At 72.8% G+C, this 23,231-nt stretch carries 21 protein-coding genes; 9 read left to right on the forward strand and 12 right to left on the reverse strand.

Annotation, left to right across the window (positions count from 1 at the left end):
• Positions 1-2: 2 nt before the first annotated feature.
• From ACJ5H2_RS03695 to ACJ5H2_RS03705, 3 genes are read left to right on the forward strand one after another with little or no spacing between them, the layout of a single operon-like run.
• Positions 3-1,130 carry an acyl-CoA dehydrogenase family protein gene (locus ACJ5H2_RS03695; RefSeq protein WP_408898214.1) on the forward strand — a complete coding sequence of 376 codons (1,128 nt, stop codon included), beginning with the start codon at positions 3-5 and terminating at the stop codon, positions 1,128-1,130.
• Entirely contained in the window at positions 1,130-1,879 is a 750-nt protein-coding gene (locus ACJ5H2_RS03700) for an SDR family NAD(P)-dependent oxidoreductase (RefSeq protein WP_408898215.1), read from the forward strand. The genes ACJ5H2_RS03695 and ACJ5H2_RS03700 overlap by 1 nt, the downstream gene beginning before the upstream one ends.
• 21 nt (positions 1,880-1,900) lie before the next feature.
• Positions 1,901-2,701, forward strand: a complete 801-nt coding sequence (locus tag ACJ5H2_RS03705) for an amidohydrolase family protein (protein ID WP_408898216.1) — start codon at positions 1,901-1,903, stop codon at positions 2,699-2,701.
• 84 nt (positions 2,702-2,785) lie between these two features.
• Here the strand turns inward: ACJ5H2_RS03705 and ACJ5H2_RS03710 are convergent, their stop codons facing one another.
• The 4 genes from ACJ5H2_RS03710 to ACJ5H2_RS03725 are packed head-to-tail and all read right to left on the reverse strand — an operon-like array spanning position 2,786 to position 7,335.
• Complete coding sequence (locus ACJ5H2_RS03710; protein ID WP_408898217.1) at positions 2,786-3,526, reverse strand: FadR/GntR family transcriptional regulator; 741 nt, start codon at positions 3,524-3,526, stop codon at positions 2,786-2,788.
• A complete protein-coding gene (locus tag ACJ5H2_RS03715; protein WP_408898218.1) occupies positions 3,523-4,518 on the reverse strand; it encodes an alpha/beta hydrolase fold domain-containing protein in 996 nt (331 codons plus the stop codon). Before ACJ5H2_RS03715 ends, ACJ5H2_RS03710 begins: the two co-directional genes overlap by 4 nt.
• Positions 4,511-5,713, reverse strand: a complete 1,203-nt coding sequence (locus ACJ5H2_RS03720; protein ID WP_408898219.1) for a CaiB/BaiF CoA transferase family protein — start codon at positions 5,711-5,713, stop codon at positions 4,511-4,513. The genes ACJ5H2_RS03715 and ACJ5H2_RS03720 overlap by 8 nt, the downstream gene beginning before the upstream one ends.
• A 14-nt stretch (positions 5,714-5,727) precedes the next feature.
• Positions 5,728-7,335, reverse strand: a complete 1,608-nt coding sequence (locus ACJ5H2_RS03725; RefSeq protein WP_408898220.1) for a flavin-containing monooxygenase — start codon at positions 7,333-7,335, stop codon at positions 5,728-5,730.
• Between the two features lie 131 nt (positions 7,336-7,466).
• On the opposite strand from ACJ5H2_RS03725, the gene ACJ5H2_RS03730 reads away from it, so the two are divergent.
• Complete coding sequence (locus ACJ5H2_RS03730) at positions 7,467-9,050, forward strand: tannase/feruloyl esterase family alpha/beta hydrolase (RefSeq protein WP_408898221.1); 1,584 nt, start codon at positions 7,467-7,469, stop codon at positions 9,048-9,050.
• A gap of 32 nt (positions 9,051-9,082) precedes the next feature.
• Here ACJ5H2_RS03730 and ACJ5H2_RS03735 read toward each other — a convergent pair whose 3' ends face one another.
• Positions 9,083-9,844: a FadR/GntR family transcriptional regulator gene (locus ACJ5H2_RS03735; RefSeq protein ID WP_408898222.1), complete on the reverse strand. Its 762-nt coding sequence runs from the start codon at positions 9,842-9,844 to the stop codon at positions 9,083-9,085.
• A 118-nt stretch (positions 9,845-9,962) separates the two neighbouring features.
• A complete protein-coding gene (locus tag ACJ5H2_RS03740) occupies positions 9,963-11,942 on the reverse strand; it encodes an MFS transporter (RefSeq protein ID WP_408898223.1) in 1,980 nt (659 codons plus the stop codon).
• Positions 11,943-11,988: 46 nt separating this feature from the next.
• On the opposite strand from ACJ5H2_RS03740, the gene ACJ5H2_RS03745 reads away from it, so the two are divergent.
• Positions 11,989-12,330, forward strand: coding sequence for a DUF2200 domain-containing protein (locus tag ACJ5H2_RS03745; RefSeq protein ID WP_408898224.1), 342 nt, complete (start codon positions 11,989-11,991; stop codon positions 12,328-12,330).
• Positions 12,331-12,453: 123 nt separating this feature from the next.
• Positions 12,454-13,266 (forward strand): alpha/beta fold hydrolase, encoded by an 813-nt coding sequence (locus ACJ5H2_RS03750; RefSeq protein WP_408898225.1) that lies wholly within the window; start codon positions 12,454-12,456, stop codon positions 13,264-13,266.
• Positions 13,267-13,277: 11 nt separating this feature from the next.
• Here the strand turns inward: ACJ5H2_RS03750 and ACJ5H2_RS03755 are convergent, their stop codons facing one another.
• Both ACJ5H2_RS03755 and ACJ5H2_RS03760 read right to left on the reverse strand, forming a co-directional pair.
• On the reverse strand, positions 13,278-14,744 hold the full coding sequence (locus ACJ5H2_RS03755) for a DUF1254 domain-containing protein (RefSeq protein WP_408898226.1): 1,467 nt from the start codon (positions 14,742-14,744) through the stop codon (positions 13,278-13,280).
• 93 nt (positions 14,745-14,837) lie between these two features.
• Complete coding sequence (locus ACJ5H2_RS03760; RefSeq protein ID WP_408898227.1) at positions 14,838-15,860, reverse strand: AraC family transcriptional regulator ligand-binding domain-containing protein; 1,023 nt, start codon at positions 15,858-15,860, stop codon at positions 14,838-14,840.
• A gap of 71 nt (positions 15,861-15,931) precedes the next feature.
• On the opposite strand from ACJ5H2_RS03760, the gene ACJ5H2_RS03765 reads away from it, so the two are divergent.
• A complete protein-coding gene (locus tag ACJ5H2_RS03765; protein ID WP_408898228.1) occupies positions 15,932-16,522 on the forward strand; it encodes a hypothetical protein in 591 nt (196 codons plus the stop codon).
• Positions 16,523-16,539: 17 nt separating this feature from the next.
• Complete coding sequence (locus tag ACJ5H2_RS03770; RefSeq protein ID WP_408898229.1) at positions 16,540-16,980, forward strand: PaaI family thioesterase; 441 nt, start codon at positions 16,540-16,542, stop codon at positions 16,978-16,980.
• A 70-nt stretch (positions 16,981-17,050) separates the two neighbouring features.
• Here the strand turns inward: ACJ5H2_RS03770 and ACJ5H2_RS03775 are convergent, their stop codons facing one another.
• Positions 17,051-19,054, reverse strand: coding sequence for a FlgD immunoglobulin-like domain containing protein (locus ACJ5H2_RS03775; RefSeq protein WP_408898230.1), 2,004 nt, complete (start codon positions 19,052-19,054; stop codon positions 17,051-17,053).
• A 239-nt stretch (positions 19,055-19,293) separates the two neighbouring features.
• On the opposite strand from ACJ5H2_RS03775, the gene ACJ5H2_RS03780 reads away from it, so the two are divergent.
• Positions 19,294-20,862 (forward strand): GAF domain-containing protein, encoded by a 1,569-nt coding sequence (locus tag ACJ5H2_RS03780; protein ID WP_408898231.1) that lies wholly within the window; start codon positions 19,294-19,296, stop codon positions 20,860-20,862.
• Between the two features lie 15 nt (positions 20,863-20,877).
• Here ACJ5H2_RS03780 and ACJ5H2_RS03785 read toward each other — a convergent pair whose 3' ends face one another.
• From ACJ5H2_RS03785 to ACJ5H2_RS03795, 3 genes are all read right to left on the reverse strand, one after another.
• Positions 20,878-21,732: a sigma-70 family RNA polymerase sigma factor gene (locus ACJ5H2_RS03785; RefSeq protein ID WP_408898232.1), complete on the reverse strand. Its 855-nt coding sequence runs from the start codon at positions 21,730-21,732 to the stop codon at positions 20,878-20,880.
• Between the two features lie 180 nt (positions 21,733-21,912).
• Positions 21,913-22,629, reverse strand: a complete 717-nt coding sequence (locus tag ACJ5H2_RS03790) for a response regulator (RefSeq protein WP_408898233.1) — start codon at positions 22,627-22,629, stop codon at positions 21,913-21,915.
• A 127-nt stretch (positions 22,630-22,756) separates the two neighbouring features.
• A complete protein-coding gene (locus ACJ5H2_RS03795) occupies positions 22,757-23,116 on the reverse strand; it encodes a hypothetical protein (RefSeq protein ID WP_408898234.1) in 360 nt (119 codons plus the stop codon).
• Between the last annotated feature and the right edge of the window lie 115 nt (positions 23,117-23,231).

A 23,231-nucleotide genomic window follows, 5' to 3' on the forward strand; every position in this document is an offset into this window, starting at 1 on the left:
CGATGTTCGACCTGAGCCCGGAGCACCGGGAGATCCAGGCGGTCGCCCGCGAGGTCGCGGCCGCCGTCGAGCCGTTCGCCGACGAGGCCGACGAGCTCGTCGAGGTGCACCCGAAGGTGCGCAGCCTGCTCGCCGAGAGCGGGCTGGCGCGCCACGTGGTCACCGCGCCGTACGGCGGCGCCTCCGACGTGCTGGACCCGCTGGCCATCGCGGTGGTGCGCGAGGCCCTCATGTACTCCTCCGCGCACCTCGACTCCCTCTTCGGCATGCAGGGGGTGGGCAGCTACTCGCTGTCCGCCGGCGGGTCCGAGGAGCTCAAGGCCCGATGGCTGCCCCCGGTGGCCACCCTCGAGGCCATCGCCGGCCTCGCTCTCACCGAGCCCGATGTCGGCTCGGACCTGCGCGCGGTCACCACGACGCTGGTCGCCGACGGCGACGAGCTCGTCGTCAACGGCCGCAAGTCCTTCATCACCAACGGCGGTGCGGCCGACTTCTACTGCACCCTGGTCCGCGAGGGCGACGGGTGGTCGATGGTCCTGGTGCCCGCCGACAGCCCCGGCCTGAGTGTCGAGCGTGGCGCCGACCTGATCGCGCCGCACATCCTCGGCGAGCTGACGTTCGCCGACGTGCGGGTGCCGGCCGGCAACCGGCTGGGCGTGCCCGGCAAGGCGTTCTCCCTCATGCTCCAGACCCTCGCCGTCTTCCGCGTCACCGTGGCCGCGTCCGGCGTGGGTCTGGCCCAGGCCGCGCTCGACGAGGCCCGGGCCCACGCGCTGGCGCGCCAGCAGTTCGGCAAGCCGCTCATCGAGCTGGGCGCGGTCGCGCAGGGCCTGGCCCAGTCCTGGACCGACGTCGAGGCGGCCCGCGCCTTCGTCTACCGCGCCGCGGCGCTGGCCAAGGCCGACCCGCTCGGCCATCTCGACTACTCGTCGATGGCCAAGGTGCACGCGACGGAGGCCGCCGCCCGGGTGGTCGACCGCTCGCTGCAGACGATGGGTCGCTTCGGCCTGGTGCGCGGATCGAAGATCGAACGGCTCTACCGCAACGCCCGGCCGCTGCGCGTCTACGAGGGCGCCACCGAGGTGCTGCTCGACTCGCTGGCACGCCGGCTCGCGAAGGGCGCGCGCTGATGGACCTGCGACTGACCGACACCGTCGTCCTCGTCACCGGCGCGAGCCGTGGCCTGGGAGCGGCGATGGCCATCGAGCTGGCTCGCGAGGGTGCGTACGTCGTGGCGGCGGCGCGGTCCAAGGACAGCCTCGCCGAGGTAGCCGCCCGGGGCGACGGCCGGATCTCCACCGTCGAGGCGGACATGCGCGACGAGGCCTCCGTGCAGGCGCTGGTCCCCGAGGTGCTGGCCCGGCACGGTCGCATCGACGGCCTGGTCAACAACGCCGGCATCGCGCCGGCCGGCAAGTTCGCCACGCAGGACCCGGCGATCTGGAAGGACGCCCTCGCCGTCAACGTCGTCGCGCCGATGCTGCTGGCGCAGGCCGCCGGCGTCCGGATGATCGAGCAGGGTGGCGGGCGCATCGTGAACGTCGCCTCCACCACCGGCCTGCGCGGCAAGCCGTTCCTGGTGCCCTACTCCACGTCGAAGGCTGCCGTCGTCCGCTTCACCGAAGCGCTCGCCGCCGAGTGGGCGGCCCAGAACGTCCAGGTCAACTGCATCGCGCCCGGTGCCTTCGTGACCGAGGCACAGAGGGCGGTCACCGATTCGCCCGAGCTGCACGCCAAGCGGATCGCGAAGATCCCGGCCGGGCGGATGGCCGACCCTGCCGAGCTCGTGCCGCTGGCCTGCCTGCTCGTCTCGCCCCTGTCGGCCTTCACCACCGGAGCGACGTTCGTCGTCGACGGCGGCGAGTCCGGCAAGCTCTGAGAACCACGGAAGGACCTTCGCGTGATCATCGACGCCCACGCCCACGTCTGGCCCGACCGGATCGCCGAGATCGCCCTCTCGGCCAACCGGCTGCCCGACCTCAACGCGCGGGGCGACGGCACGGTCGGCGGGCTGGAGGCCGACATGGCCGCCAGCGGCGTCTCCGTCAGCTGTTGCCTCGGCATCGCCAACGAGGCGCGCCACGTCGACTCGGTCAACCGCTTCGTCGCCGGCCTCACCTCCGAGACCCGGTTCGGGTTCGGCACGGTCCACGTGGAGCTCTCGGCCGAGGAGAACGTCGCCAGCCTCCGGCGCCACGCCGTGCGCGCCGTCAAGATCCACCCGCTGTTCCAGGGCTTCGCCCTCGACGACCCGCGGCTGTGGGAGATCTTCGAGGCGATGGGGGAGGAGTTCGCCGTCATCACCCATGTCGGCGAGGGCGGCTCACCCGAGGCGAACCGGCTGTCCAGCCCCGCGATGATCCGCGACATCGCCGCCCGGTTCCCCGGCCTGCGCCTGATGGCCTGTCACTTCGGCGGCTACAAGATCCTCGACGACGCCGAGGAGATGCTCGCGGGCGCCGACGTCGTGCTGGAGACCAGCTGGCCCCCGAGCCTGGCGACGCTGCGGCCGGAGCGGGTGCGCGACCTGATCCGCAAGCACGGTGCCGAGCGCATCGTCTTCGGATCCGACTGGCCGATGACCAGCCCCGCGGAGGAGATCCGCGCGATCGACGCGCTCGGCCTCAGTGACGACGAGACCAAGAAGGTCCTCGGCGGCACGCTCGCCCGGGTGCTCGGCATCGACTCGCCCTGGGCCTGAGCAGTCCGAGCCTGAGCAGCCCGAGCGCGAACCGCGACGGACCTGTCGGGGGCTGTCGGGGGCCGTCGGGGCCGTCGGGGGCCGTCAGGCGCCGTTGCCCCACACGATGGGCGCGGCGAGGACGTCGGGGAACTTCTTCTCGGCGTAGCGCAGGTACTGATGGACGTGGTCCGCCATGGCATCGGCCGAGCGGACGGGGTCGCGCTCGGCGATCGCCTCGTAGATGCTCAGATGCGCCTTGTGGACCGCGGCCCGGCGGACCTCCGGGTAGTCGATGCCGATCGCCGAGCCGTCGAGGATGCCGAGCAGCGCGTCGACGAGATAGCCGAACATGGCGTTGCCCGAGCCGTGCGCGATGACGTCGTGGAAGCGCTTGTTCTCCTCGAGGAAGACCGACTGGTCGTCGAGGTGGGCGTGCATGGTGTCGACGCTCGCCTTCAGGTCGGCGAGCTGGTCGTCCGACATCCGCTCCGCCGCCAGCCGGGCCATCATCGGCTCGAGACCGCCGCGCGCCTCGGCGATGGTGCGGAAGGGCGCGTTGGCGAACTGCAGGAGCAGGGTCAGCGAGGTGGCGAGGCTGGTGGAGTCCGGCTGCTGCACCACGGGACCGCCCCCGGGACCCGGCTTCAGGGAGATGACGCCCTGGAGCTCGAGGAAGCGCAGCGACTCGCGCAGGGTGCCACGCCCGACCTCGTACTCCTCGAGCATGATCCGCTCGGGCGGCAGGCGGTCGCCGACGGTGTTGCCGCGGCGGTTGATGTCGCCGACGATGCGCTGCGCGAGCAGCATGGCCGTCTTCTGGGGCCGCATCGGGGTCGTCGTCATGGGCTCACCTCTGTGGTCGCCGGTCGCTGTGTGCCGGTGCCCGGCGGGTAGGGCTGAATCATAGGCAGGGATTGGCCGGTTCGTGATGGAAGCCGCTCCCCAGCGGCGAGCCGCCGGAGGGCGGCGACGACCTCGGTGCGGGCCGCCCGTGCGCCCGGCGACACGGCGGTGAACCGCAGGAAGCCGTGGCACAGGTCGGGATGCCGGCGCACGGTCACCCGGACGCCGGCACGCGCGAGGGCGGCTGCGAAGGCGGCACCGTCGTCGTGGACCGGGTCGTGTCCGGCGAGGACGACGTGGGTGGCGGGGAGGCCCGCCACGCGGTCGGCATGCAGTGGCACCAGATCGGCCGGCGTCTCCGGGAGCGGGTGTCCGGCGACGTAGTGGCCGAAGAACCAGCGCATGTCGGCCGCGCCGACCGGGAACGCAGTCGCCCGCGTGCGGTAGGACGGGGTGCTGTCCGGCAGTCCCAGGACCGGGTAGAGCAGGAGGAGGAAGGCGGGAGCGACGGGCCGCGCGCGCAGGGCGAGCGCCGCGGCGAGATTGCCGCCGGCGCTGTCCCCCCCGAGCCCGAGCGGTCCTTCGTAGGTCGCGGCCGCCCAGGACCACGTGGCGCTCAGGTCGTCCAGGCCGGCGGGGAAGGGATGCTCGGGAGCGAGCCGGTAGTCCACGCTCACCACGCGCACCCCGGCGTCGTGCGCGACGAACCGGCACAGCTCGTCGGCGTAGTCGAGATCGCCGGTGACCCAGCCTCCGCCGTGGGCGTACACGAGGGTCGCGACCGGCGGGGAGACGGGCTCGTACACCCGGACCGGCACGGGCACGCCGTCGTCCGCACCGAGATCGGTCACCGGCACGGCCGGACCGTCCGCGCACAGCCGGTTGCCGGCGACGACGCGCTCACGGGCCTCGGCGGGGGAGAGCGCGACCATCGGGACGTTGCCCGCCGCGGCGTCCCGCAGCGCCGCGAGGCCGACCTCCAGGTCAGTCACTGACCACCCCGGCCGCGGTCAGCGCGGCCAGGTCCGCGGCCGACAGGCCGATCTCCCCCAGCACCTCGGCGGTGTGCTCGCCGACGGCCGGGACGCCGTCGTACGACGGTCCCGCGTAGGAGCCGACGTGCAGGATCGGACCGGGGACCAAGGCGTCCGCCCCCAGTGCGCTCCCCGTCAGCGCGGTCAGCGTGCGCTCGGCGAAGTGCGGGTCGGCGACGATGTCGCTGGAGTCGTTGACCGCGGCCGCGACCACCTCGAACTTGTCGAGGATCTCGAGGACCTCGTCGCGCGGTCGCTGCCTGACCCAGTCGACGACGATCTCCTGCAGCGACTCGTTGTTGGCCATCCGCGCGGAGTTCGTCGCGTAGCGCTCGTCGGTCTGCAGGTCGATGCGGTCCATCGCCTCGAACAGCCGCATGGCGATCGCCTGGTTGGAGCCGGCGATGGAGAGCCAGCCGCCGTCCGCGGCCTGGTAGATGCCGCGCGGCGAGGCGGCGCCCGAGGCGTTGCCGTGGCGCTGCATGATCTCGCCCGACGCGGTGTAGTTGAGCACGGCGTCGCCGAGGATGAACATCAGCGGCTCGTAGAGCGCGACGTCGACCTCGTTGCCCTTGCCCGTGCGGCCGCGGTCGAAGAGCGCCATCGCGGTTCCGTAGGCCGCGGAGATGCCGGCGATGGAGTCGGCGAACCCGAACGGCGGTGCGGTTGGCGGCGTGTGCGGCCAGCCGTTCAGGAAGGCGTAGCCGCTGGCGGTCTCGGCGACCGTGCCGAAGCCCGGACGCTCCCGGTACGGCCCGGTCTGCCCGAACCCGCTGACCCGGGTCATGACCAGGCCCGGGTTCACCGCGCTGAGCTCGGCGTACGACAGGCCCCACGCCTCCATCCGGCCGGGTCGGAAGTTCTCGATCAGCACGTCCGCGCTCGCGACCAGGCGCTGGAGGACGGCGCGCCCCTCGGGGCGCCGCATGTCGATCCCGACCGACCGCTTGCCGCTGTTGAGGCGCGCGAAGCCGATGGCGGTGCCCTGGTGGGCCGGCTGCCACTGGCGCGCGAAGTCCCCATGGGTGGGGTCCTCCACCTTGATCACCTCGGCGCCGAAGTCGCGCAGCATCCGGCCTGCGGTCGGGGCGGCGTACATGGAGCCGGCCTCGATCACGCGCACCCCCGCGAGGGGGCCCTGGGCAGCAGTCATGGAATGTCCTTCGATCAGTCGAGGGTGAAGCCGGCGTAGTGGTCGGCGGCGACCTGGTCGCAGATGTCGCGGTAGTGACCGACCCCGCCGAGGTACAGCGCGAACACCCGGGGCTTGCCCGGCACGTTGGCGCCGAGATACCAGGAGTTGCCCTTCATGAACAGCGTCGGCGCGGCGACGTCGTAGACCTCCTGCGTCCATCGGTCCTGCGCCTCGACGCTCACCTCGGCCGTGGTGATGCCGTTCTTGTACTGGTACTGGATGAAGTCGGTGATCCACTCGACGTGCTGCTCGATGGAGATCAGCACGTTGCTGATCACCGAGGGGCTGCCCGCGCCGGCGACGACGTAGAGGTTGGGGAACCCGTGGGTCCCGATCCCCAGATAGGTGCGGGGCCCGGCGGCCCACGCCTCGGGCAGCGTGGCCCCGTCGACGCCGCGGATGTCGATCGCGAACAGGGGGCCGGTGAGCGCGTCGAACCCGGTGGCGAGCACGAGGACGTCGAGGGCGTGGCGGGCACCGCTCTCGAGCACGATCTCGTTGCCCTCGACCCGGGCGATGGGATCGGCGGCCACGTCGACGAGCGAGACGTTGTCACGGTTGAAGGTGATGTAGTAGTCGATCTCCAGGACCAGCCGCTTGGAGCCGAACGGGTAGCCCTTCGGGCACAGCCGCTCGGCGGTCTCGGGGTCATCGACGATCTCGCGGATGCGCTGGCGGACGAACTCCCCGGCCTTCTCCGCAGCCGTCTCGTCGGTACGGAAGTCGCGATAGGCGGCGAGGATGTCCGGCCCGCCCTTCTCCCAGTGGCGGTGGAAGGTCTCCTCCAGCGCGGCAGGGTCGACGTCGAGCGCCGACTCCGTGCCGATGTGGCGGTGGGTGCCCCCCGGGTGGTGCCGCGCGATCTCGCGGTACTCCTGGAAGCGCGACTTCAGGTCGGCGACGTACGCCGGGTCGAGCTCGTGGTTGCGCGCCGGGATGGCGTAGTGCGCGGTCCGCTGGAAGACCGACAGGTGGGCGGCCTGCTTCGCGACCTGGGGGACGGTCTGCACGCCCGAGGAGCCGGTGCCGATGACGCCCACCCGCTTGCCGGACAGCTCCACGCCCTCGCGAGGCCAGTCGCCGGTGTGGGCCAGGACGCCGGTGAAGTCGGCGATCCCCTCGATGGCCGGCAGCTGCGGCTTCGACAGCTGGCCGCTGGCCATGATCACGTGCCGCGCGACGAGGCGGTCACCGCGGTCCGTGGCGACCCGCCACAGCGCGGCGGTGGCATCCCAGTGCAGCTCGCTCACCCGGGTGCCGAAGGTGATGCCCGAGCGGAGGTCCAGCCGGTCGGCGACGAAGTTGATGTAGCGCAGGATCTCCGGCTGGGCCGGGTAGCGCTCGGTCCAGGTCCACTCCTGCACGATGCTGTCGTCGAAGGAGTAGCAGTAGTCGACGCTCTCGATGTCGCACCGGGCGCCGGGGTAGCGGTTGCGGTACCAGACGCCGCCGAGGTCGTCGTCGGCCTCGATGACGTGCACCGAGCGGCCCAGGGTGCGCAGACGGTGGAGACTGTAGAGGCCGGAGAAGCCGGCGCCGACGACCAGGACGTCGAGCTCGGCAGGAGGTGTGGCACGCAAGGCTGGGTCCTCTCCCTAAACAATGCTCATGAATATTAGCATTGTCGTGAGGGGGGTCACAAGTGGGGCCGGGGAGCGGCAAAGGTGACGCAGGTGACCCCCGAACAAGAATTATGGTAGTAACCATCGTCATGAATACCAGTTCACGGCGTGGCCGCCGCACGGCGGCCTTCCTGCTCGTCGCGACCGCCCTGGTGGCCGCGCCTCTCGGCGCCGGAGCGGAGCCCGGCTCCGTGCAGCCCGCGCCCGGCTCCTGCACGCCCGGCGCACTCGCCGGCCTCGAGGTGGTCGGGGCCGAGGTGAGCGCGGTCGACGCCGTCGCCCACGACGGCGGCACGACCCGGCTCACCGTGCCGCTCGGCTCGGCGATGCCTGCCCAGCCGCTGTGCGAGATGCAGCTGACTCTCACGCACGGCGTCGAGGGTGGGCTCGGGCCGGACGAGGCGCAGGTCTGGCTCTGGCTCCCCGACGAGTGGAACGGCCGGCTCCAGGCCGTCGGCGGCGGGGGGACCCGGGCCACCAACGGGCCGGCCGCGATGGCGCCGGCGCTCGCCGACGGCTACGCCGTGGTCGCGAGCGACTCCGGTGTGCCCGAGACGCGCCAGCCCAACATCTTCCTGACCGCCGAGCAGGACTTCGACTGGCAGCTCTTCGAGAACTGGACCTACCGCGGCGTTCGCGACATGACCGTCCTCGCCCAGGCGGCGGTCGAGGCGCACTACGGCGCGCCGGCGGCGTACTCCTACTGGAACGGCTGCTCCAACGGTGGGCGCCAGGGCATGGCGATGGCCCAGCGCTTCCCCGACCTGTACGACGGCGTGCTCGCTGCCGCGCCGGCGCTGTACGGCGCCGACCGGCTCAACATGACGATGTCCTGGCCGGCCGTGGTGCAGAACGAGAGGCTGGGCGGCTTCCTGCCCACCTGCAAGCTCGCGGCGATGCGCGACGCGGTGGCGGCCAGCTGTGATGGAGCCGACGGGCTCGAGGACGGGCTCGTCAGCCGACCCGAGCTGTGCGACGAGCGCGCGGCGCTCGAGCGCCTGGTCGGGACGAAGCTCCCCTGCGGCAAGGTGAGGAAGGCCGACGTCGCGGTCGCCGCCGAGATCTTCCGCGGGCCGCACGAGGCCGACGGCCGCGCGGTCTGGTACGGCCACACGCCCGGCATCGACCTGACCGGCGGAGTCGTCCGGGTGCCGCCGAGCTTCGCGCTGCAGAACTTCGCCTTCGCCGACCTCTCCTACGACTGGCGCGAGGTGTCGACGACGGACCTGGTGACGACCGTGCGGGACCGGCTCCAGGGGCGCCTGGAGCTGCTCGCCACCGCTGACCCGGCGCTCGACACCTTCGCCGAGCACGGTGGCAAGGTGCTGATGTGGCACGGCCTGGCCGACGGCCTCTTCCCCGCCGACCAGTCGGTCCACTACTACGACGAGGTGCGCACGCTGTCCGGCGCGAGCACGGACGACTTCCTGCGCCTGTTCCTCGCCCCGGGGGTCGACCACTGCCGTGGCGGCGCCGGACCCCAGCCGGTCGACCCCTTCGCGGCTCTCGTGCGCTGGGTCGAGGACGGGGAGGCGCCGCAGACGCTGGCGGCCAGCGGCCCTGCCGCCGACGGGGGGACGCGCGAGCGCGGACTCTGCCCGTACCCGCAGGTGCAGGTCTACCGAGGGGGCGACCCGGACGCGGCGACCTCCTTCGCCTGCGGGAGCGCCTGAGGCACGGGCATCGGCCTCGACGCGGCCGCGCCTCAGCCGCGGTTGTGCCAGACGACGATCTCGTCGAGCAGGGCGGGGTGCTGCTTGGCGACGTACTTCACGTAGTCGCTCATGTGGCTCGTCATCAGGCTCTCGGCGCGGGCGCCGTCGCCGGCCAGGATCGCCTCCGCGATCGCGGTGTGGGCAGCGTGGACGTCGTGTTGCCGACTCTTGGGGAAGAGGACCGAGCGGACCCGGTCCCGGAAGATCTCGGCGAGGGACTGGCAGACCAGGCTCACCAGCGTGTTCTCGCCGAGGGCGATCACCGAGGCGTGGAAGTCGGCGGTGATGTGGAGATAGGTCTCGGTGTCGGGTGAGTCCGAGCCGGACGTCGCCAGGGACACCAGCTCCTGGGCGGCGTCCGAGCCCTTCTGCCGCTCGGCGGCGAGGCGGGCGGCCATCGGCTCGAGGATCAGGCGCGCCTCGTTGACCTCGCGGTAGGTCACCTCGGCGAACTGGAAGAACAGGGAGGCCACCCGCCCGAAGTCCTCGGGATGCACGCTCTGGACGACGGGACCGCCGCCCGGGCCGGGCTTGAGGGCGATCAGCCCGCACGTCTCGAGGACGCGCAGCGCCTCGCGGAGGGTGCCGCGGCCGACGCGGTACTCCTCCAGCATGTCGGCCTCCTTCGGCAGCTGGTCGCCCGCGCCGAGACCGCGCCGCTTGATGTCGCTGAGCACCGACTGCGCCACGTTGTTGGCGAGCTTGTCCTTGCGGGCAGTCCGTCGGGTCGGTGGTCCGGCCGTCGTGCTCATCGGGATCCCTCCATGCGCATCATGATGAGGACATCATGGCCGCTCGTCGTCCGGATGCGTCGCAGGCGTGGCCGGACGGGTGCTCCCGTGGTCGTCGGCGCCGGTCCGAGGCCGCGGCTCAGGCGAGCGGGTCGGGGAGTCCACCGAGGTCCGAGAGCGGCGTGCCGAGCACCAGGTCGAAGTCCCGGGCCTCCTCCCAGACCGCGAGCGTGCGCGCGCCGAGGGACTCGTCGGGCCCGGCGACGGTGAGCACGTAGCGGCCGTTGGCGGGGCGCGGCACCTCGTAGCGTCCGTCGTGGTCGGTGCGGGTGGTGGTGACCAGCTCGCCGGTGCTGCGGGTGAGGACGACGAGCGCGTCGGCCACCGCGCGCCCGTCGGCGTCACGGACCATGCCGCCGAGGGTCAGGCGCTCGCGCAGCACGATCGGCGGGATGGGGGTCCCGCTGTCGAGGGTCATCATCCGCGAGCGCGGGCGCCAACCGTCCGCCGCCGTCACGACGAGATAGTCGGCCGGACCGGGCACCGCGGCGGTGAACCGGCCCTCGGCATCGGCCTGGCCCCAGTCGACCGCGCGCCCGTCGGGGGTCAGCACGGTGACCACCGCCTGGCGGATCGGGGTGCCCCGCGGGCTCAGCACCTGGCCGCGCACGATCTGCGCCCGGCCGGTGTTCTCGGCACCGGACCGGTCGGCCTCCTCGGCGTACTCCGGCATCCTGAGCATCGGTACGCCGATCAGCGCGGTCGCCGCGGCCGCGCCGGCGGCGAGCCAGAAGAGGAGCTCCAGGGCCTCGAGGGTCGGCAGCTCCCTGCCGTCGAGGGTCAGCACCGATGCCGTGGTGATCGCGGCGGTCGCGGCGCTCGCGGTGGAGGTGCCGAAGGAGCGCAGGAGCACGTTGAGGCCGTTGGCCGACGCCGTCTCCGTGACCGGCACGGCTCGCATGATCAGGGTCGGCAGGGCGCCGTACACCATCGCGGTGCCGGTGCCGACGACCACGGAGCCCACCACGATCTGGGCCAGGTCGGCGCTGTAGAAGACCCGCCACAGGTAGGTCACTCCCATCAGCGCAGCGCCCGCGACCATCGTGGCCTGCGGGCCGGCGCGCCGGATCAGCCAGGCGGACAGCGGCGCCATCAGGCCGAAGGCCGCGGCGTTCGGCACCATCCAGAGTCCCGTGTGGAGGACGTCCAGGCCGAGCCCGTACCCGGTCTCCGTGGGCATCTGGAGCAGCTGGGTGGTGGCCAGCATGTTGACGAACATCGAGAACCCCGCGAACACCGACGCGGCGTTCACCAGCACGACCGAGCGGCGCGCGGCCACGCGCAGGTCGACGAGGGGGCGGGGGGTGCGCAGCTCGAGCGGGACCCAGACCGCGAGCACCGCGGCCCCGCCGAGCAGGCAGCCGGCCGTGCGGGGGGCGGTCCAGCCCCACTGGCCGCCCTTGGACAGCGCGAGGAGCACGGCCGTCAGCGCGACGGAGAGGAGCACCGCGCCCCGGAGGTCGAAGGCGCCGCGCGTGCGGACCGGCGACTCCGGCAGCAGGCCCACGGTGCCGACGATCAGCACCGCGCCCACGATGCCGGTGAGCCAGAAGGAGGCGTGCCAGTCCATGTGCTCGGCGATCAGGCCGGACAGGGGGAGTCCCGCGCCGGCGCCGATGGCGAGCGTCGCGCTCATCAGCGCGACGCCGAGGGGCACCCGGTCGCGCGGCAGCTCGTCGCGCATGATCGCGATGGCCACGGGGATCAGCGCGACGCCGACGCCCTGGAGCGCCCGGGCGCCGATGAGCAGCGGCAGCGCCTGGCTGACCGCGCCCAGCAGCGACCCGACGACCGAGACGACGAGGGCGACCACCATCATCCGGCGCTTGCCGTACATGTCGGCGAGGCGGGAGATGGTCGGCGTCGCCACGGCGCCGCTCAGCAGCGTCGCCGTCACCAGCCACGACGCGCTGTCGGCGGAGGTGTCCAGCAGGCGGGGCAGGTCCGGCAGGAGCGGGAGCAGCAGGGTCTGCTGCAAGGAGACCACGATGCCGCAGCAGGCGAGCATGGTGACGACGAGGGCGGGACGGGAGCGGGGCCGGACCTCCTCGACGACCACGCTGCGCGCACCTCTTCCTCAAGTTCCCCGGCTAGTCTCGGTGACCGTGCACCGAATCTTCTCGACCAGTTTCGCATCGGTCTATCCCCACTACGTGACCAAGGTCGAGAGGAAGGGGCGCACGAGGGCCGAGCTCGACGAGGCGATCTGCTGGTTGACCGGCTTCGACGCCCAGGAGCTCGCCGGCCACCTCGAGGCCCACACGACCTTCCAGGAGCTCTTCGACGCGGCCCGGCTGAACCCCGCCGCCGACCAGATCACCGGCGTGGTCTGCGGGGTGCGGGTCGAGGAGATCGAGGACCCGCTCATGCAGCGGATTCGCTATCTCGACAAGCTCGTGGACGAGCTCGCCCGCGGCAAGGCGATGGACAAGGTGCTGCGCCGCTGAGGGCGGGAGCCCGCTGCGAACAGGTGCTTGCGCGCAGCTAGCAGGTCCCGTACCGTCGGTATCCGCAACTCACAGTTGCACCTATCGGTCGCACCAGCGTCGGTGCGGGGAAGCGAGGCCGCCATGCTCGCCCACGAACGGATCGGCTCCGGTGAGCCCCTGGTCCTGGTCCACGGGATCGGACACCGCCGTCAGGCGTGGTACCCGGTCGTCGACCGGCTCGCCGAGCAGCGCGAAGTCGTGCTCATCGACCTTCCGGGGCACGGCGAGTCGCCGGCCCTGGTCCCCGACGGGCGCCCGGTCCGCGACATCCTGCGGGAGATCCTCGAGGACTTCTTCGCCGAGCAGGGGCTCGACCGGCCGCACATCGCCGGCAACTCGCTGGGCGGCCGGATCGCCCTCGAGGCCGCGGCGGACGACCTGGTGAGCAGCGCGACCACGCTCGCACCGGCCGGGTTCTGGCGCAACAAGGTCGACTTCGCCTACATCCGGGCGGTCTTCACGCTGCTGACCGGCGCGGCCACGCTCGCCCAGCCGGTGGCGCCCGCGATCCTGCGGACCGGGCCCGGCCGGGCCGCCGCCTTCGGCCTGCTCATGACGCGCGGGCACAAGCTCAGCCCGGACGCCGCCCTCGGCGACCTGCGCGGCCTGGTGCACGCGCGCCCGGCGCTCGAGACCATCATCGACGGGGGCTTCCCCTTCGGCCGGCCGATCGACCCGGCCATCCCGGTCACCGTGGCCTGGGGCACGCGCGACCTCGTGCTCCTGCCCTACCAGGCCGGGCGCGCCCGGCGCGCGCTCCCCGACGCCGAGCACGTGACCCTGCCGAGGTGCGGCCACGTCCCGATGATCGACGACGTCGACCTCGTGGTGGACGTGCTGCTGAAGGGCTCGGCGCACCCGCGGCTCGGCCAGGCGACCTACGACGTCGCCTGACCGAGAGCGGGTCAGCCGGCCGGCAGGACGGCCGGCACCCGCCAGCCGGTGCCGTCGAGGATCCCGGGGATCGCCTCGGCGCGGGTGCCGTAGGTCCGCCACAGGAGGCGGAACCCGCCGGTCGGGGTCGGCAGCCAGTTGCGCGCCTGTGCCTCGTCGGCTGGACGGGTCGCCTGCAGGAACAGGTCGAGCGAGCCGTTGGCGTTGACGTGCAGGTCGGTGCGGTCGTTGACGGCGTACCGGTCGATCTCGTTGGCGACGACGAACCCGTCGCCGTCGTACAGGGTCAGCGACCAGAAGCCGGTGTCCGTCAGCGGCGGGAGCTCCCCGGCAGGGATGTGCACGACATAGCGCCTGGTCCCGGTGAGCGGCTGACCCGTGCGGTCGAGCAGGGCGAGCGGGTACATCGCCTGCTCGGGGCGCAGTGCGCCGAGACCGACCTGGGTGACCACCGAGCGCAGGCGGTAGTCGGTGCCGTAGCTGCCGGTCGGCGTGATCAGGTAGCCGTTGTGGCGGGCGAAGCCCTGGCCGTAGAGCCCCATCGCGTCCTGCAGCACGGTGGCCTGGCCGGCGGCGACGGCCGCCTCCATGCCGGCGCGTGTGTCCGGGTCGAGCGCGGGGTCCGCGGACGGGCGGCGCCCGGCGCCGACGCCGATGGCGGCCAGCTCGTCGAGCTTCGCCGCGTCGGCCGCGGGCGGCGGGAACACGGCGAGGAGCTCGCCGAGACGGTCGTAGAAGGACAGGCCCGTCGGCAGGGTGACCGGCTCGGCGGTGGTGTCCGGGTCGCGCGGGGGCGCGTCCTTCGCCGGGCGGGGGTAGCGACTCAGCGGGGTGGCGGTCGTCGCGTCTTGGAGGCGGTGGACCTTGGCCTGGTCCTTGGGGTCGTCGTTGTCGGCGTAGATCCGCTCGATGACCCACACCCGGTCGTACGGCGACACCACGCGCGTCACGTGCTTCGGCAGCGGCACGTCGGCGTCGTCAGGGCCGACCACCGCGTAGTCGCCCGGCGGCGTCGCCTCGACCGAGCCGAGGTTGGCGAAGTTCTCCGTGTAGGGGCTCATCAGCGGGATCACGAAGTAGCGGTTCTTGACCTTCGGGACGCTGATGACCTGTGGCTCCGCGCTCAGGTCGAGCCAGGCGATGGAGTACAGCGTGTCGAGGTTCGGTGCGACCACCGAACGGTCCTCGGGCGTGATGAAGGAGCGGACCGGGTTGAAGCGGTTGACCGGGCCGAAGCCCCGGCTGTCCGGTACGTCGACGCTGGTCTGTGCGCGGAAGGTCGCGTCGGTCGTCACCAGCGGCAGCCCGTAGCGGTAGGCCTCCAGGCCGAGCCGGTAGCCGCGGTCGTACGCCGCCTGGTCGGCGCTCGCGGGCGCGGGCCAGGCCGCCAGGGCCGTGAGGGCGGTCAGGGTGGACGTCGCGAGGCCGACGGCTAGCGCGGCGAGCGCGCGTGCGCGGGGACGGGTTCTGCGGCCCATGAGGATCCTCTCGGTGGGTCGCGGGGACCCGGTCGGGTTCGGGGACCCGTCGAGCGTCGCACCGGAGCGGCGCCCCGTCTTGACCCTGCGTGCCTAGTTCTTGACTCCGGATGACAGAGCGCGCGCCGCATGCCGTACCTGACGAGGCGGGGCGCCGAACCAGCGCCGGCTGGCCCGCGTCAGCGCGCTCTGCTCGCTCAGTCCGAGCAGTCCGGCCAGCTGGCCCAGCGGCATGTCGGTCTCCCGCAGGCAGCGCTCCGCCTCGTCGCGGCGCACCTGGTCGACGAGGGCGGCGAAGGACGTGCCCTGCTCGGCGAGCTGACGCTGGAGCGTGCGCCGGTGCACCGCGAGCTGGCGCGCGACGAGGTCCAGGTCGAGGCCGCCGGTCGGCAGCATGTGCCGGATCAGCTCGGCGACGGTGTCGGCGGTGGCGCTCGCCGTCGGGACCGCGATCCGGCTGAGGTACTGCTCGACCACGGCGTGCACGTCACCGTCGTGGGCCAGCGGGCGGCGCAGCACGTCGGCGGGGAAGCGGAAGCCGTAGCCCTCCGCGGCGAACTCGACCGGGCAGCCGAAGTAGGCGCGGTAGGCGGCGGCGTCTCCCAGCGGCTGGTGCCGCAGCTGCACCGAGCGCGGCGCGAAGTCGGCACCGGCCAGGAGGCGGAAGACGCGCAGCGCCACGCCCAGCGCGAGCTCGGCCGACTGCCGGTGCGGGGGCGGGCGCCGGACGACGATCCGCCAGCGCAGCTGCGCCAGCCGGTGCGTGGGTGGGGCGTCGACCGTGACCGCGATGGCCGGGCTGTAGACCGTCATGTACTGCTCGATCGACTGCAGGGCAGCGCCGACGGTCTCGGCCGTCCGTGCGGCCACGCCCAGCGGGCCGAGGATCTCCAGGCCCTGGCGGGTCGCGAGGCGGCGGCCGAAGTCGTCGGCACCGGTCGCCGCAGCCGCCGCCTCGAGCACGGTGACCACGCTGCGGTAGCTCACGAAGCTGTCGTGGTCGCCGACGGCAGCGGCCGGCAGGTGGGCGAGGTCGAGCAGCGGCTGCAGCTCGCCCCCGAGCTCCTCGACGAGCTCGGTCAAGCCCTGGAGCGAGGTGCCGCGGATCAGGGACATGTCGCACAGGGTCAAGAAGTCGTCACGTGATGTCAAGACCCGCCGGTGGGCGTGCTGGCAGCGTGCGGACCATGAGCCGCTTCGACATCACCCAGACCAACAGCGCCGTGCGCCGGCTGCTGGAGACCACGACGAACCCGCGCCACCGCTGGCTGCTCCAGGCCTACGACCGGCACCGCAACCTCGAGATGGCCGGTCGCTGGAAGGAGATCTTCGCGCCCGAGATGACCGTCGAGCATCCGACCTACCACTTCAACGTCTTCGGCATCACGACCGTCCTCGACGGCGCCGAGGCGGTCCAGGCCGTCTACGAGGAGTGGTCGCGCACCGCGCAGTGCGTCTTCTACACCGACGACGAGCGGCTGGCCGTCGGCGACAACATGATCGTCTCGACCGCCACGATCTACCAGCAGACGCCCGGCGCCGTGCTCGCCGCGGCCGGAGCGCCCGTCGACCCCGCCGCGCACTACCTGGTCGCGAACGTCGAGCACATGGTGTGGCCCTACGACGACGAGGGCCGCCTGGTCGGGGAGGACGTGTGGGAGATCGACGAGTCCCGGCGCCAGGTCATCCCGCTCGACCCGGCCGAGGTGCTCACGGTCGAGCAGTCCGCGGCGCTCCTGGCGCCGTACATCGAGGACCTGCCGCCGCGCCCCTGGTGAGCGGCTAGGGTCGCGCCGTGACCACGCCTGCCGACCTCACCGCGCACGTCCGGACCATGATCCCGATCATGGACGCCATGGGGGTGGAGGTCGTCGAGGCGGGACGCAACACCGTCGCCGCACGCCTGCCCGCCGGGCCGAACGGCAACCACTTCGGTACGACCTACGCGGGCTCGCTCTTCACGGTCGCGGAGGTGCTCGGCGGCCTCTACGCCAGCACCTCGCTCGTCCTCGAGGGCGCGGTCCCGCTGATCAAGTCGATGACGATCGACTTCCTGCGCCCCGCCACGACCGACGTCGTCGCTCGGACGACCCTGGCCGACGACGTCATCGCGCGGGTGCTCGCGGAGACCGCGGAGCGCGGCAAGTCCGACTTCGACCTCGTCGCCGAGGTCCACGACACGGAGGGCACCGTCGTCGCGCGCACGACGGGTCGCTACCAGCTGCGCCGCTTCTGAGCCCGCGAGGTGTGAGCGCCGGGGGCGCGAGGTGTGCGCGCCGGGGGCGCGAGGTGTGCGAAGAGGGGCCTCAGTCGCTGACGGTCACCGTGATCGGGTCGGTCCAGAAGAACCCGTACGGGTCGGCGGCGCCGGGGGTGTCGCGCATCACCAGGCTGGCGAAGCGGTAGCTGCCCGCGGGCCGGCCGCTGAGGTCGACGGTGATCCGGTAGCGCCCGGTCGCGGCGTCGCGCGCCATGGCTGCGCTGCAGCAGGTGCTCCCGACGAGCGCGATCCCGGCCCCGCGGACGGTGACGCCCGGGGTGGGCGTCAGCTCGAAGGTGAACTTGTTCTCCGCGCTCGCGACGAGGGCGAACGTGCCCGGCACGGTGTCGTCGAGGCGCACGGTGACCGAGGCGGGGGTGGCATTGCCGAGCGCATCGGTGAAGGTCGTGCGTACGACGTAGTCGCCGCCCGGCAGCCGGGCGCCGTCCGGTCCGGTGCCGTCCCAGGTGAACTCGGTGCGGCCCTCGCCGCCGTCGGCGACCTTGTGGTCGACCACGGTGCCCGCGGCGTTGGTCACCAGGAAGTCCGAGGCACGCACGGCCGACTGGTCGCTGACGGAGAAGGCGAAGGTGCCCGGCACGTAGAACTGCGTGAACCCGAGGTAGATGCGGGTGTTGACGGGCGGGCTCACGACCGGCGCCGCCGTGTCGGGCTCGACGACGACCTCGAGGTCGTCCGTGGTGAAGGTCGTGGCGGCGGGCGGGGTGCCGCGGGTGATCAGCGCGCGGATCGGGTAGGTCCCCGCCGGTCGGTCGGACAGGTCGAGGACGGCACGGTAGGTGCCCGTGGCGCCGTCGTAGGGCAGGGCCTGCGGCTCCGGGTCCTCCGCGTCCGGCGCGGCGGTGGAGACGGCGACCTGGGTGACGCCGGCTCCGGCCTTCGGCGTCACGACGGCCTCCCAGCGGTAGCCGTCGACCCGCCGCACGGCCAGGGTGCCCGGCACCGTGGCGTCGAGGTCCACGATCACCACGGGACCGGTGGCGCGATAGCCGGCGGCGTCGGTGAACCGCGTGGTCACCCGGTAGCGGGCGGCCGGCGCGAGCGTGCCGTCGTTGCGGGTGCCGTTCCAGCGCAGGTCGAACAGGCGCGTCAGCGGGTCGGCCTCGAGGGCGCCGGCCTCGGCGAGGGGACCGGTCGCCACGAGTACGCCGAACCCGTTGCGGACCTCGTAGCCCGCGCTCGTGATCGCGCTGGCGTCCCGGACGGCGAACCGCGTCGTCGTCGTCTCGTAGCTGCCCAGACGCTTCAGGTGCAGGGTCTGCGACGCCGTGGACGAGGAGTCGAGCTTGGCGGTGGGCGCCACGCGGTCGACGACCCGCACCGGCACCAGCGCGGTGTAGCCCTGCTGCTTGGCCCCGATCCGGTCGGTGAAGTCGAACATCGCCCCGGCGAACGCGTTGGCGTTGCCGCAGTCCGAGACGTTGAAGGTGGCCTGGATCCGGCCGCCCCAGCCGGGGGCCTTCGGGTCGCTGGTCGCGCACCTGTCGTCGTAGGCGTCCCCGACCATGAACCGGGCGCTCGTGGGCGTCACTCCGGTCTTCGGCCCGATGGACATGGTGGCGCTGGCCGAGTACGTCGCACCGCTGACGACGCCCTGGAGGGGGATGACGGTGTGGCGGTCCAGCGGCATCGCATAGTCCTCGACGTCACGCGCGCCGTCGCTGTCGACGGCCTCGACCCGCAGGGTGTAGTCCCCCTCGGGGACGTCCTTGCCCGCGGCGTCGGTGAAGGTCCAGGTGACCTGGTGGAGGTCGGTGACCAGCAGGTCCTCGACGAGCGTGCGCACCACCCGGCCGGTCGAGTCCAGCGCGGCCGCCGTGACCTGCGCGGGACGCGACACCCGCCACGCGGCGACGGCGCTCGCCCCGGGCGTGCCGCTCGCCGAGGTCAGCCCCTGCGAGAAGGCCACCTTCGGCTGGCTGGTGAACCTGAGCTCGACCGGCGGCTCGGCCCCCTCCGCCGCGGGCACGACGGCCCCCGCGATCGTCAGCGCGAGCACCGTCGTCGCGATCCGCACCCAGCGCCCCATGTCACCACTCCTTCGCAGCCGGTCCCCGTCCAACGCCGGGGCCGGTCTTTGGTGACGGTTTTCCACAGGAGCCTGTCCCCGTCCACGCCGACCGCTCAGATCCGCCCCCGCAATGCCGATGACCCGGATGCCGGCCCCCCGGGCGGGCAGAGTAAAGAGGAGTCAACGAAAGTCACCCACGTCAAGCCAAGGGGAGAGCCGAGGCGGTCGGCCGCGGCTGGGGAAGGGGAGCGACGCTGATGGACCTGGAGCTGCCCTCGGAGGCACAGGCCCTGCTCGACGCGGTGGTCGCGATCGGCTCCGACCTCGACCTGCGCGGCGTACTCACCCGGATCGTCGAGGCCTCCTGCCAGCTCACCGATGCCGAGTACGGCGTCCTCGGGATCGTCGACGACGAGGGCGCCTTCGTCGACCTGGTGCCCAACGCCACCGCAGGGGAGCGGTTCGACGGGATCGGGCGGCTGCCGGAGGGGCACGGCCTCCTGGGGCTGGTGCCGCGCGAGCGCCGGTCGGTCCGGGTCGAACACGTCGCGGACCATCCGGTCTCGTCGCGCTCGTTCCCACCGAGCCATCCGGTGATCGACCGCTTCCTCGGAGCCCCCGTCCTGGTGCGGGGGCGCGCGTTCGGCCACCTCTACCTCGGCAACAAGCGCGGCGGTGCGGAGTTCACTGCGACCGACCAGGCACTCGTCGAGGCGCTGGCGCGCGCCGCCGGCACGATGATCGACAACGCCCGCACCTACGAGCAGGCCGAATGGCGCCGCCGCTGGGTCGCCACCACCGGTGAGATCGGCCGCGACCTCACCGGGACCGCCAGCGTCGAGGAGGCCCTCGACGAGCTCGTCGTGTCGCTGCGCGAGCTGTGCGGCGCGCGGCTGGTCGCCTACGTGGGCGTCGACGGTGACCTCCTGGAGATCCGGCAGCTCGCCGGCGACCCGGAGACCGCTCCCGGTGTCGTGGACGCCCATGCCGAGCAGATCCGCGCGGTGACGGCGTCGCGGACGCCGCAGCGGCTGCCGTCCCGTCGCCAGCGGACGACCTTCGTCGTCCCGGTGCACACTCGCCTCGCCGGTCCGGGCGCGATCCTCGTCGAGGGTGCGGAGGAGACGCCGTCCCTGCGCGACATCATGGTCGACCTGGTCTGCGTGACCTCCGCCCAGCTCGGGCTCATCCTCGACCGGCAGCAGGCGCTGCGCGAGCGCGCGCAGCTGCTGGTGGACCGCGACCGCGACCGGATCGCCCGCGACCTCCACGACCTCGTCATCCAGCGGCTGTTCGCGACCGGCATGCAGCTCCAGGGCGCCCGCAACCTCGAGGCCCCCGAGCTGCGCGGTCGGGTAGACGGGGCCGTCGCGGAGCTCGACGCCGTGATCAAGGAGCTGCGCTCGGTCATCTTCGAGCTCGACACCGGCTCGGGGCGCCCACTGCTCGACGACGTTCGCGCGCTGCTGAGGGAGTACGCCGCGGTGCTGGGCTTCCAGCCCCTGCTGCGGATCCAAGGTCCCGTCGACCGGGCGCTGGTCCCGGAGGCGGGCAGCCACGTGCTGGGCACCCTGCGCGAGGCCCTGTCGAACGTCGCTCGGCACGCCCATGCCTCGACGGTGACCGTCGCGCTGACCGCATCGTCGGCGTGGTTCCGGCTGCGCGTGGTCGACGACGGCGTCGGCTTCGACCCGGCGATCGCCACGGCGGGCCACGGCAGCGCCAACCTCCGGGCCCGTGCCGAGGGGCTCGGTGGCCATCTGCTCGTGACCTCGGCGCCCGGCCGGGGGACGACCCTGGAATGGGTCATCCCCGCCGTGGGCTGAGGTGCGCGAAGGGGCTCAGCCCACCGCGGTCAGCGGACGCACGCCGCGGCGCAGTCCGAACGCGTGCCGGGCCGCCACGGCCGCGACGTAGGAGTCACGTCGCCGCTGTGCGACCCCGCGTGGCCGGGACGCGGGCTGCGGAGCGGTCGGCTCCGGCTCGCGGTTGAGCTCGTGGTTGAGCGCGTCGCGCAGCAGGGACAGCGCCTCCGCCCGCATCTGCGAGATCCGGGAGTCGGTCACGCCGAGGTCCGCGGCGATCTCGGCCATCGGCCGCTCGGTGAAGAAGTAGTCCTGGACCACGGTCCGCAGCCGTGCCGGAAGCTCGGCGATCGCCTCGCGGAGATAGGCCAGCCGCTCGTCGTGCTCGAGCAGGTCCTCGGGGGACGGCGCCCGGGTCGGCACCAGGTCCTCGATCGGCGTCGCGCTCGGACCCTGGAGGGACAGCACCTGCGCCCGCGAGACGTCGTCGTCGTTGGCGACGACGTCGGCCTCGGTCAGCCCGGCCGCGCGGGCCACCTCGGCCAGGGAAGGGGCTCGGCCGAGCTCCACGGCGAGCCGGCTGCGCGTCTCGGCGAGGTCGCGGGCGCGTCGACGCACCGAGCGCGACGCCCAGTCCACCGAGCGCAGCTCGTCGAGGAGCGCGCCGCGGATGCGCCGGGCGGCGTACTGCTCGAAGGGCACGCCCCGGGTCGCGTCGTACCCCCGCGCTGCGAGGACCAGGGCGGTCAGGCCCGCGGAGGTGAGGTCGTCGCGGCTGACGTGGGAGGGGACCCGCCGCATCGTCTCGCGCACGAGGCGCTGGACCAGACCCATCTGGCTGCTGATCAGCTCGTCCGTCCCCGGGACGGTGTCGGTGACATTCGCGTTCACAAGCACAAGGCTCCGGCTCGGTGGGGGCGACACGCAGGGCAATGGGACCCTGATGGCCGCTCGGCGCGGCAAGTCAGGACCAGGGTCCCGGATCGGTCTGGTCACGCCGGGCGGCTCCGCGTCGACCGATCGGCGTCGGGTGCGGGCGTGCGGGCTCCGGGAGGCCGCCCCGCGCCGCGGTCAGCCGACGCGGCGGTCGGGCGCCAGGCCCGGTACGGCGGGCCCGTCGGCGGCCGGCAGGGAGCCGGCGTCGGCGCCCCGCAGCCGGACGGCGAGGAGGGCGGCCTGGGTGCGGTGCTGCAGCCCGAGGCGGGCGAGGAGCCCGGTGACGTGGTTCTTGACGGTCTTCTCCGCGAGGTAGAGCTTCTCGGCGATCTGCCGGTTGGTCATGCCCTCGGCGATGAGGAAGAAGATCTTGCGCTGCTGGGGGGTGAGCTCGCAGATGATGTCGAGCGACCTGCGCTGCATCTCCATCTGCTCGACGACCCGGTGCGCGACGGCGGGGTCGATCAGCGAGTGACCGCCGGCGACGAGCTTGATGCCGTTGATGAGCGAGTTGCCCTCGATCTTCTTGAGCACGTAGCCGGAGGCGCCCGCGAGGATCGCCGCGGAGATGGCGTCCGGGTCGTCGTAGCTGGTCAGGATGAGGGCCTTGATGTCCGGGTCGACCGAGCGCATCTCGCGGCAGATGTCGACGCCGCTGCCGTCGGCGAGGTTGGCGTCGAGGACGGCGATGTCCGGGCGCAGCTGCAGGATCTCGCGCAGGGCGACGGTGGCGCTGCCGGACTGGCCGACGACCTCGAGCTCCGGGTCGGTGGCGAGGAGGCTCGCGACACCGCGGCGCACGACCTCGTGGTCGTCGACGATGTACACGCGGATCGGGCTGTCGGCAGGCATGGTAAAGATTCTCACCTTCCTGGCGCCGAGGCGCGACCCCTTCGACCGGGGTCGAGCCGGAGGGGCGTCCGGGGTGGCCCGGAAGGACTAGTCCGCCGTGCCTGAACGACGCTGCCGGAGGGCCGCCTCAGCGGGCGCGCAGCTCCGCCAGTGCGGCGGTGACGTCGCGCTCGCTGCGACGCAGCTCCGCCAGCAGGGCGACGATGTCCGGCAGGGTGAGCCGCTCGCCGTCGGCCGAGGGGGCCAGGCGCTCGGCCGCCTCCGCGGCGGTGATCCGGGTGCCGATCTCGAGCCGGTACGACGTGTCGTCGGCCGCGAAGGCGATGTCGGCCACCACCGCGGTGAAGTGCTGGTCGTCGGCGGGGTCATGGAGCAGCAGGTGCTCGCCGGGCTCGAGTCCCCGATCGAGGCCGCTGGCGAGGTGGCTGACCGCGAGCGAGCGGCTGCGCCGCGTGAACGGGCTCAGCGCCACCACGACCTGCTCCATCGTGCCCCCAGGATCCGACGGGCACCCGGCGTGCCCTGACATCCCTACCAACCCGGGCGCGGCCCGCTCGTTACGTGTCGACCGGTCCTCATCCGCCTAGTCCTTTCGGACTAGA

The sequence above is a fragment of the Nocardioides pymetrozini genome (genome assembly GCF_046058985.1).
GTDB lineage: Bacteria > Actinomycetota > Actinomycetes > Propionibacteriales > Nocardioidaceae > Nocardioides.

Excerpts from the sequence above, each read along its gene's own strand:
- ACJ5H2_RS03755 (WP_408898226.1), bottom strand. The coding sequence starts at position 14,744 with ATGGGCCGCAGAACCCGTCCCCGCGCACGCGCGCTCGCCGCGCTAGCC.
- ACJ5H2_RS03790 (WP_408898233.1), bottom strand. The coding sequence starts at position 22,629 with ATGCCTGCCGACAGCCCGATCCGCGTGTACATCGTCGACGACCACGAG.
- ACJ5H2_RS03710 (WP_408898217.1), bottom strand. The coding sequence starts at position 3,526 with ATGACGACGACCCCGATGCGGCCCCAGAAGACGGCCATGCTGCTCGCG.
- ACJ5H2_RS03750 (WP_408898225.1), top strand. The coding sequence starts at position 12,454 with ATGCTCGCCCACGAACGGATCGGCTCCGGTGAGCCCCTGGTCCTGGTC.
- ACJ5H2_RS03735 (WP_408898222.1), bottom strand. The coding sequence starts at position 9,844 with ATGAGCACGACGGCCGGACCACCGACCCGACGGACTGCCCGCAAGGAC.
- ACJ5H2_RS03700 (WP_408898215.1), top strand. The coding sequence starts at position 1,130 with ATGGACCTGCGACTGACCGACACCGTCGTCCTCGTCACCGGCGCGAGC.
- ACJ5H2_RS03795 (WP_408898234.1), bottom strand. The coding sequence starts at position 23,116 with ATGGAGCAGGTCGTGGTGGCGCTGAGCCCGTTCACGCGGCGCAGCCGC.
- ACJ5H2_RS03720 (WP_408898219.1), bottom strand. The coding sequence starts at position 5,713 with ATGACTGCTGCCCAGGGCCCCCTCGCGGGGGTGCGCGTGATCGAGGCC.
- ACJ5H2_RS03775 (WP_408898230.1), bottom strand. The coding sequence starts at position 19,054 with ATGGGGCGCTGGGTGCGGATCGCGACGACGGTGCTCGCGCTGACGATC.
- ACJ5H2_RS03780 (WP_408898231.1), top strand. The coding sequence starts at position 19,294 with ATGGACCTGGAGCTGCCCTCGGAGGCACAGGCCCTGCTCGACGCGGTG.
- ACJ5H2_RS03730 (WP_408898221.1), top strand. The coding sequence starts at position 7,467 with ATGAATACCAGTTCACGGCGTGGCCGCCGCACGGCGGCCTTCCTGCTC.
- ACJ5H2_RS03760 (WP_408898227.1), bottom strand. The coding sequence starts at position 15,860 with ATGTCCCTGATCCGCGGCACCTCGCTCCAGGGCTTGACCGAGCTCGTC.
- ACJ5H2_RS03695 (WP_408898214.1), top strand. The coding sequence starts at position 3 with ATGTTCGACCTGAGCCCGGAGCACCGGGAGATCCAGGCGGTCGCCCGC.
- ACJ5H2_RS03765 (WP_408898228.1), top strand. The coding sequence starts at position 15,932 with ATGAGCCGCTTCGACATCACCCAGACCAACAGCGCCGTGCGCCGGCTG.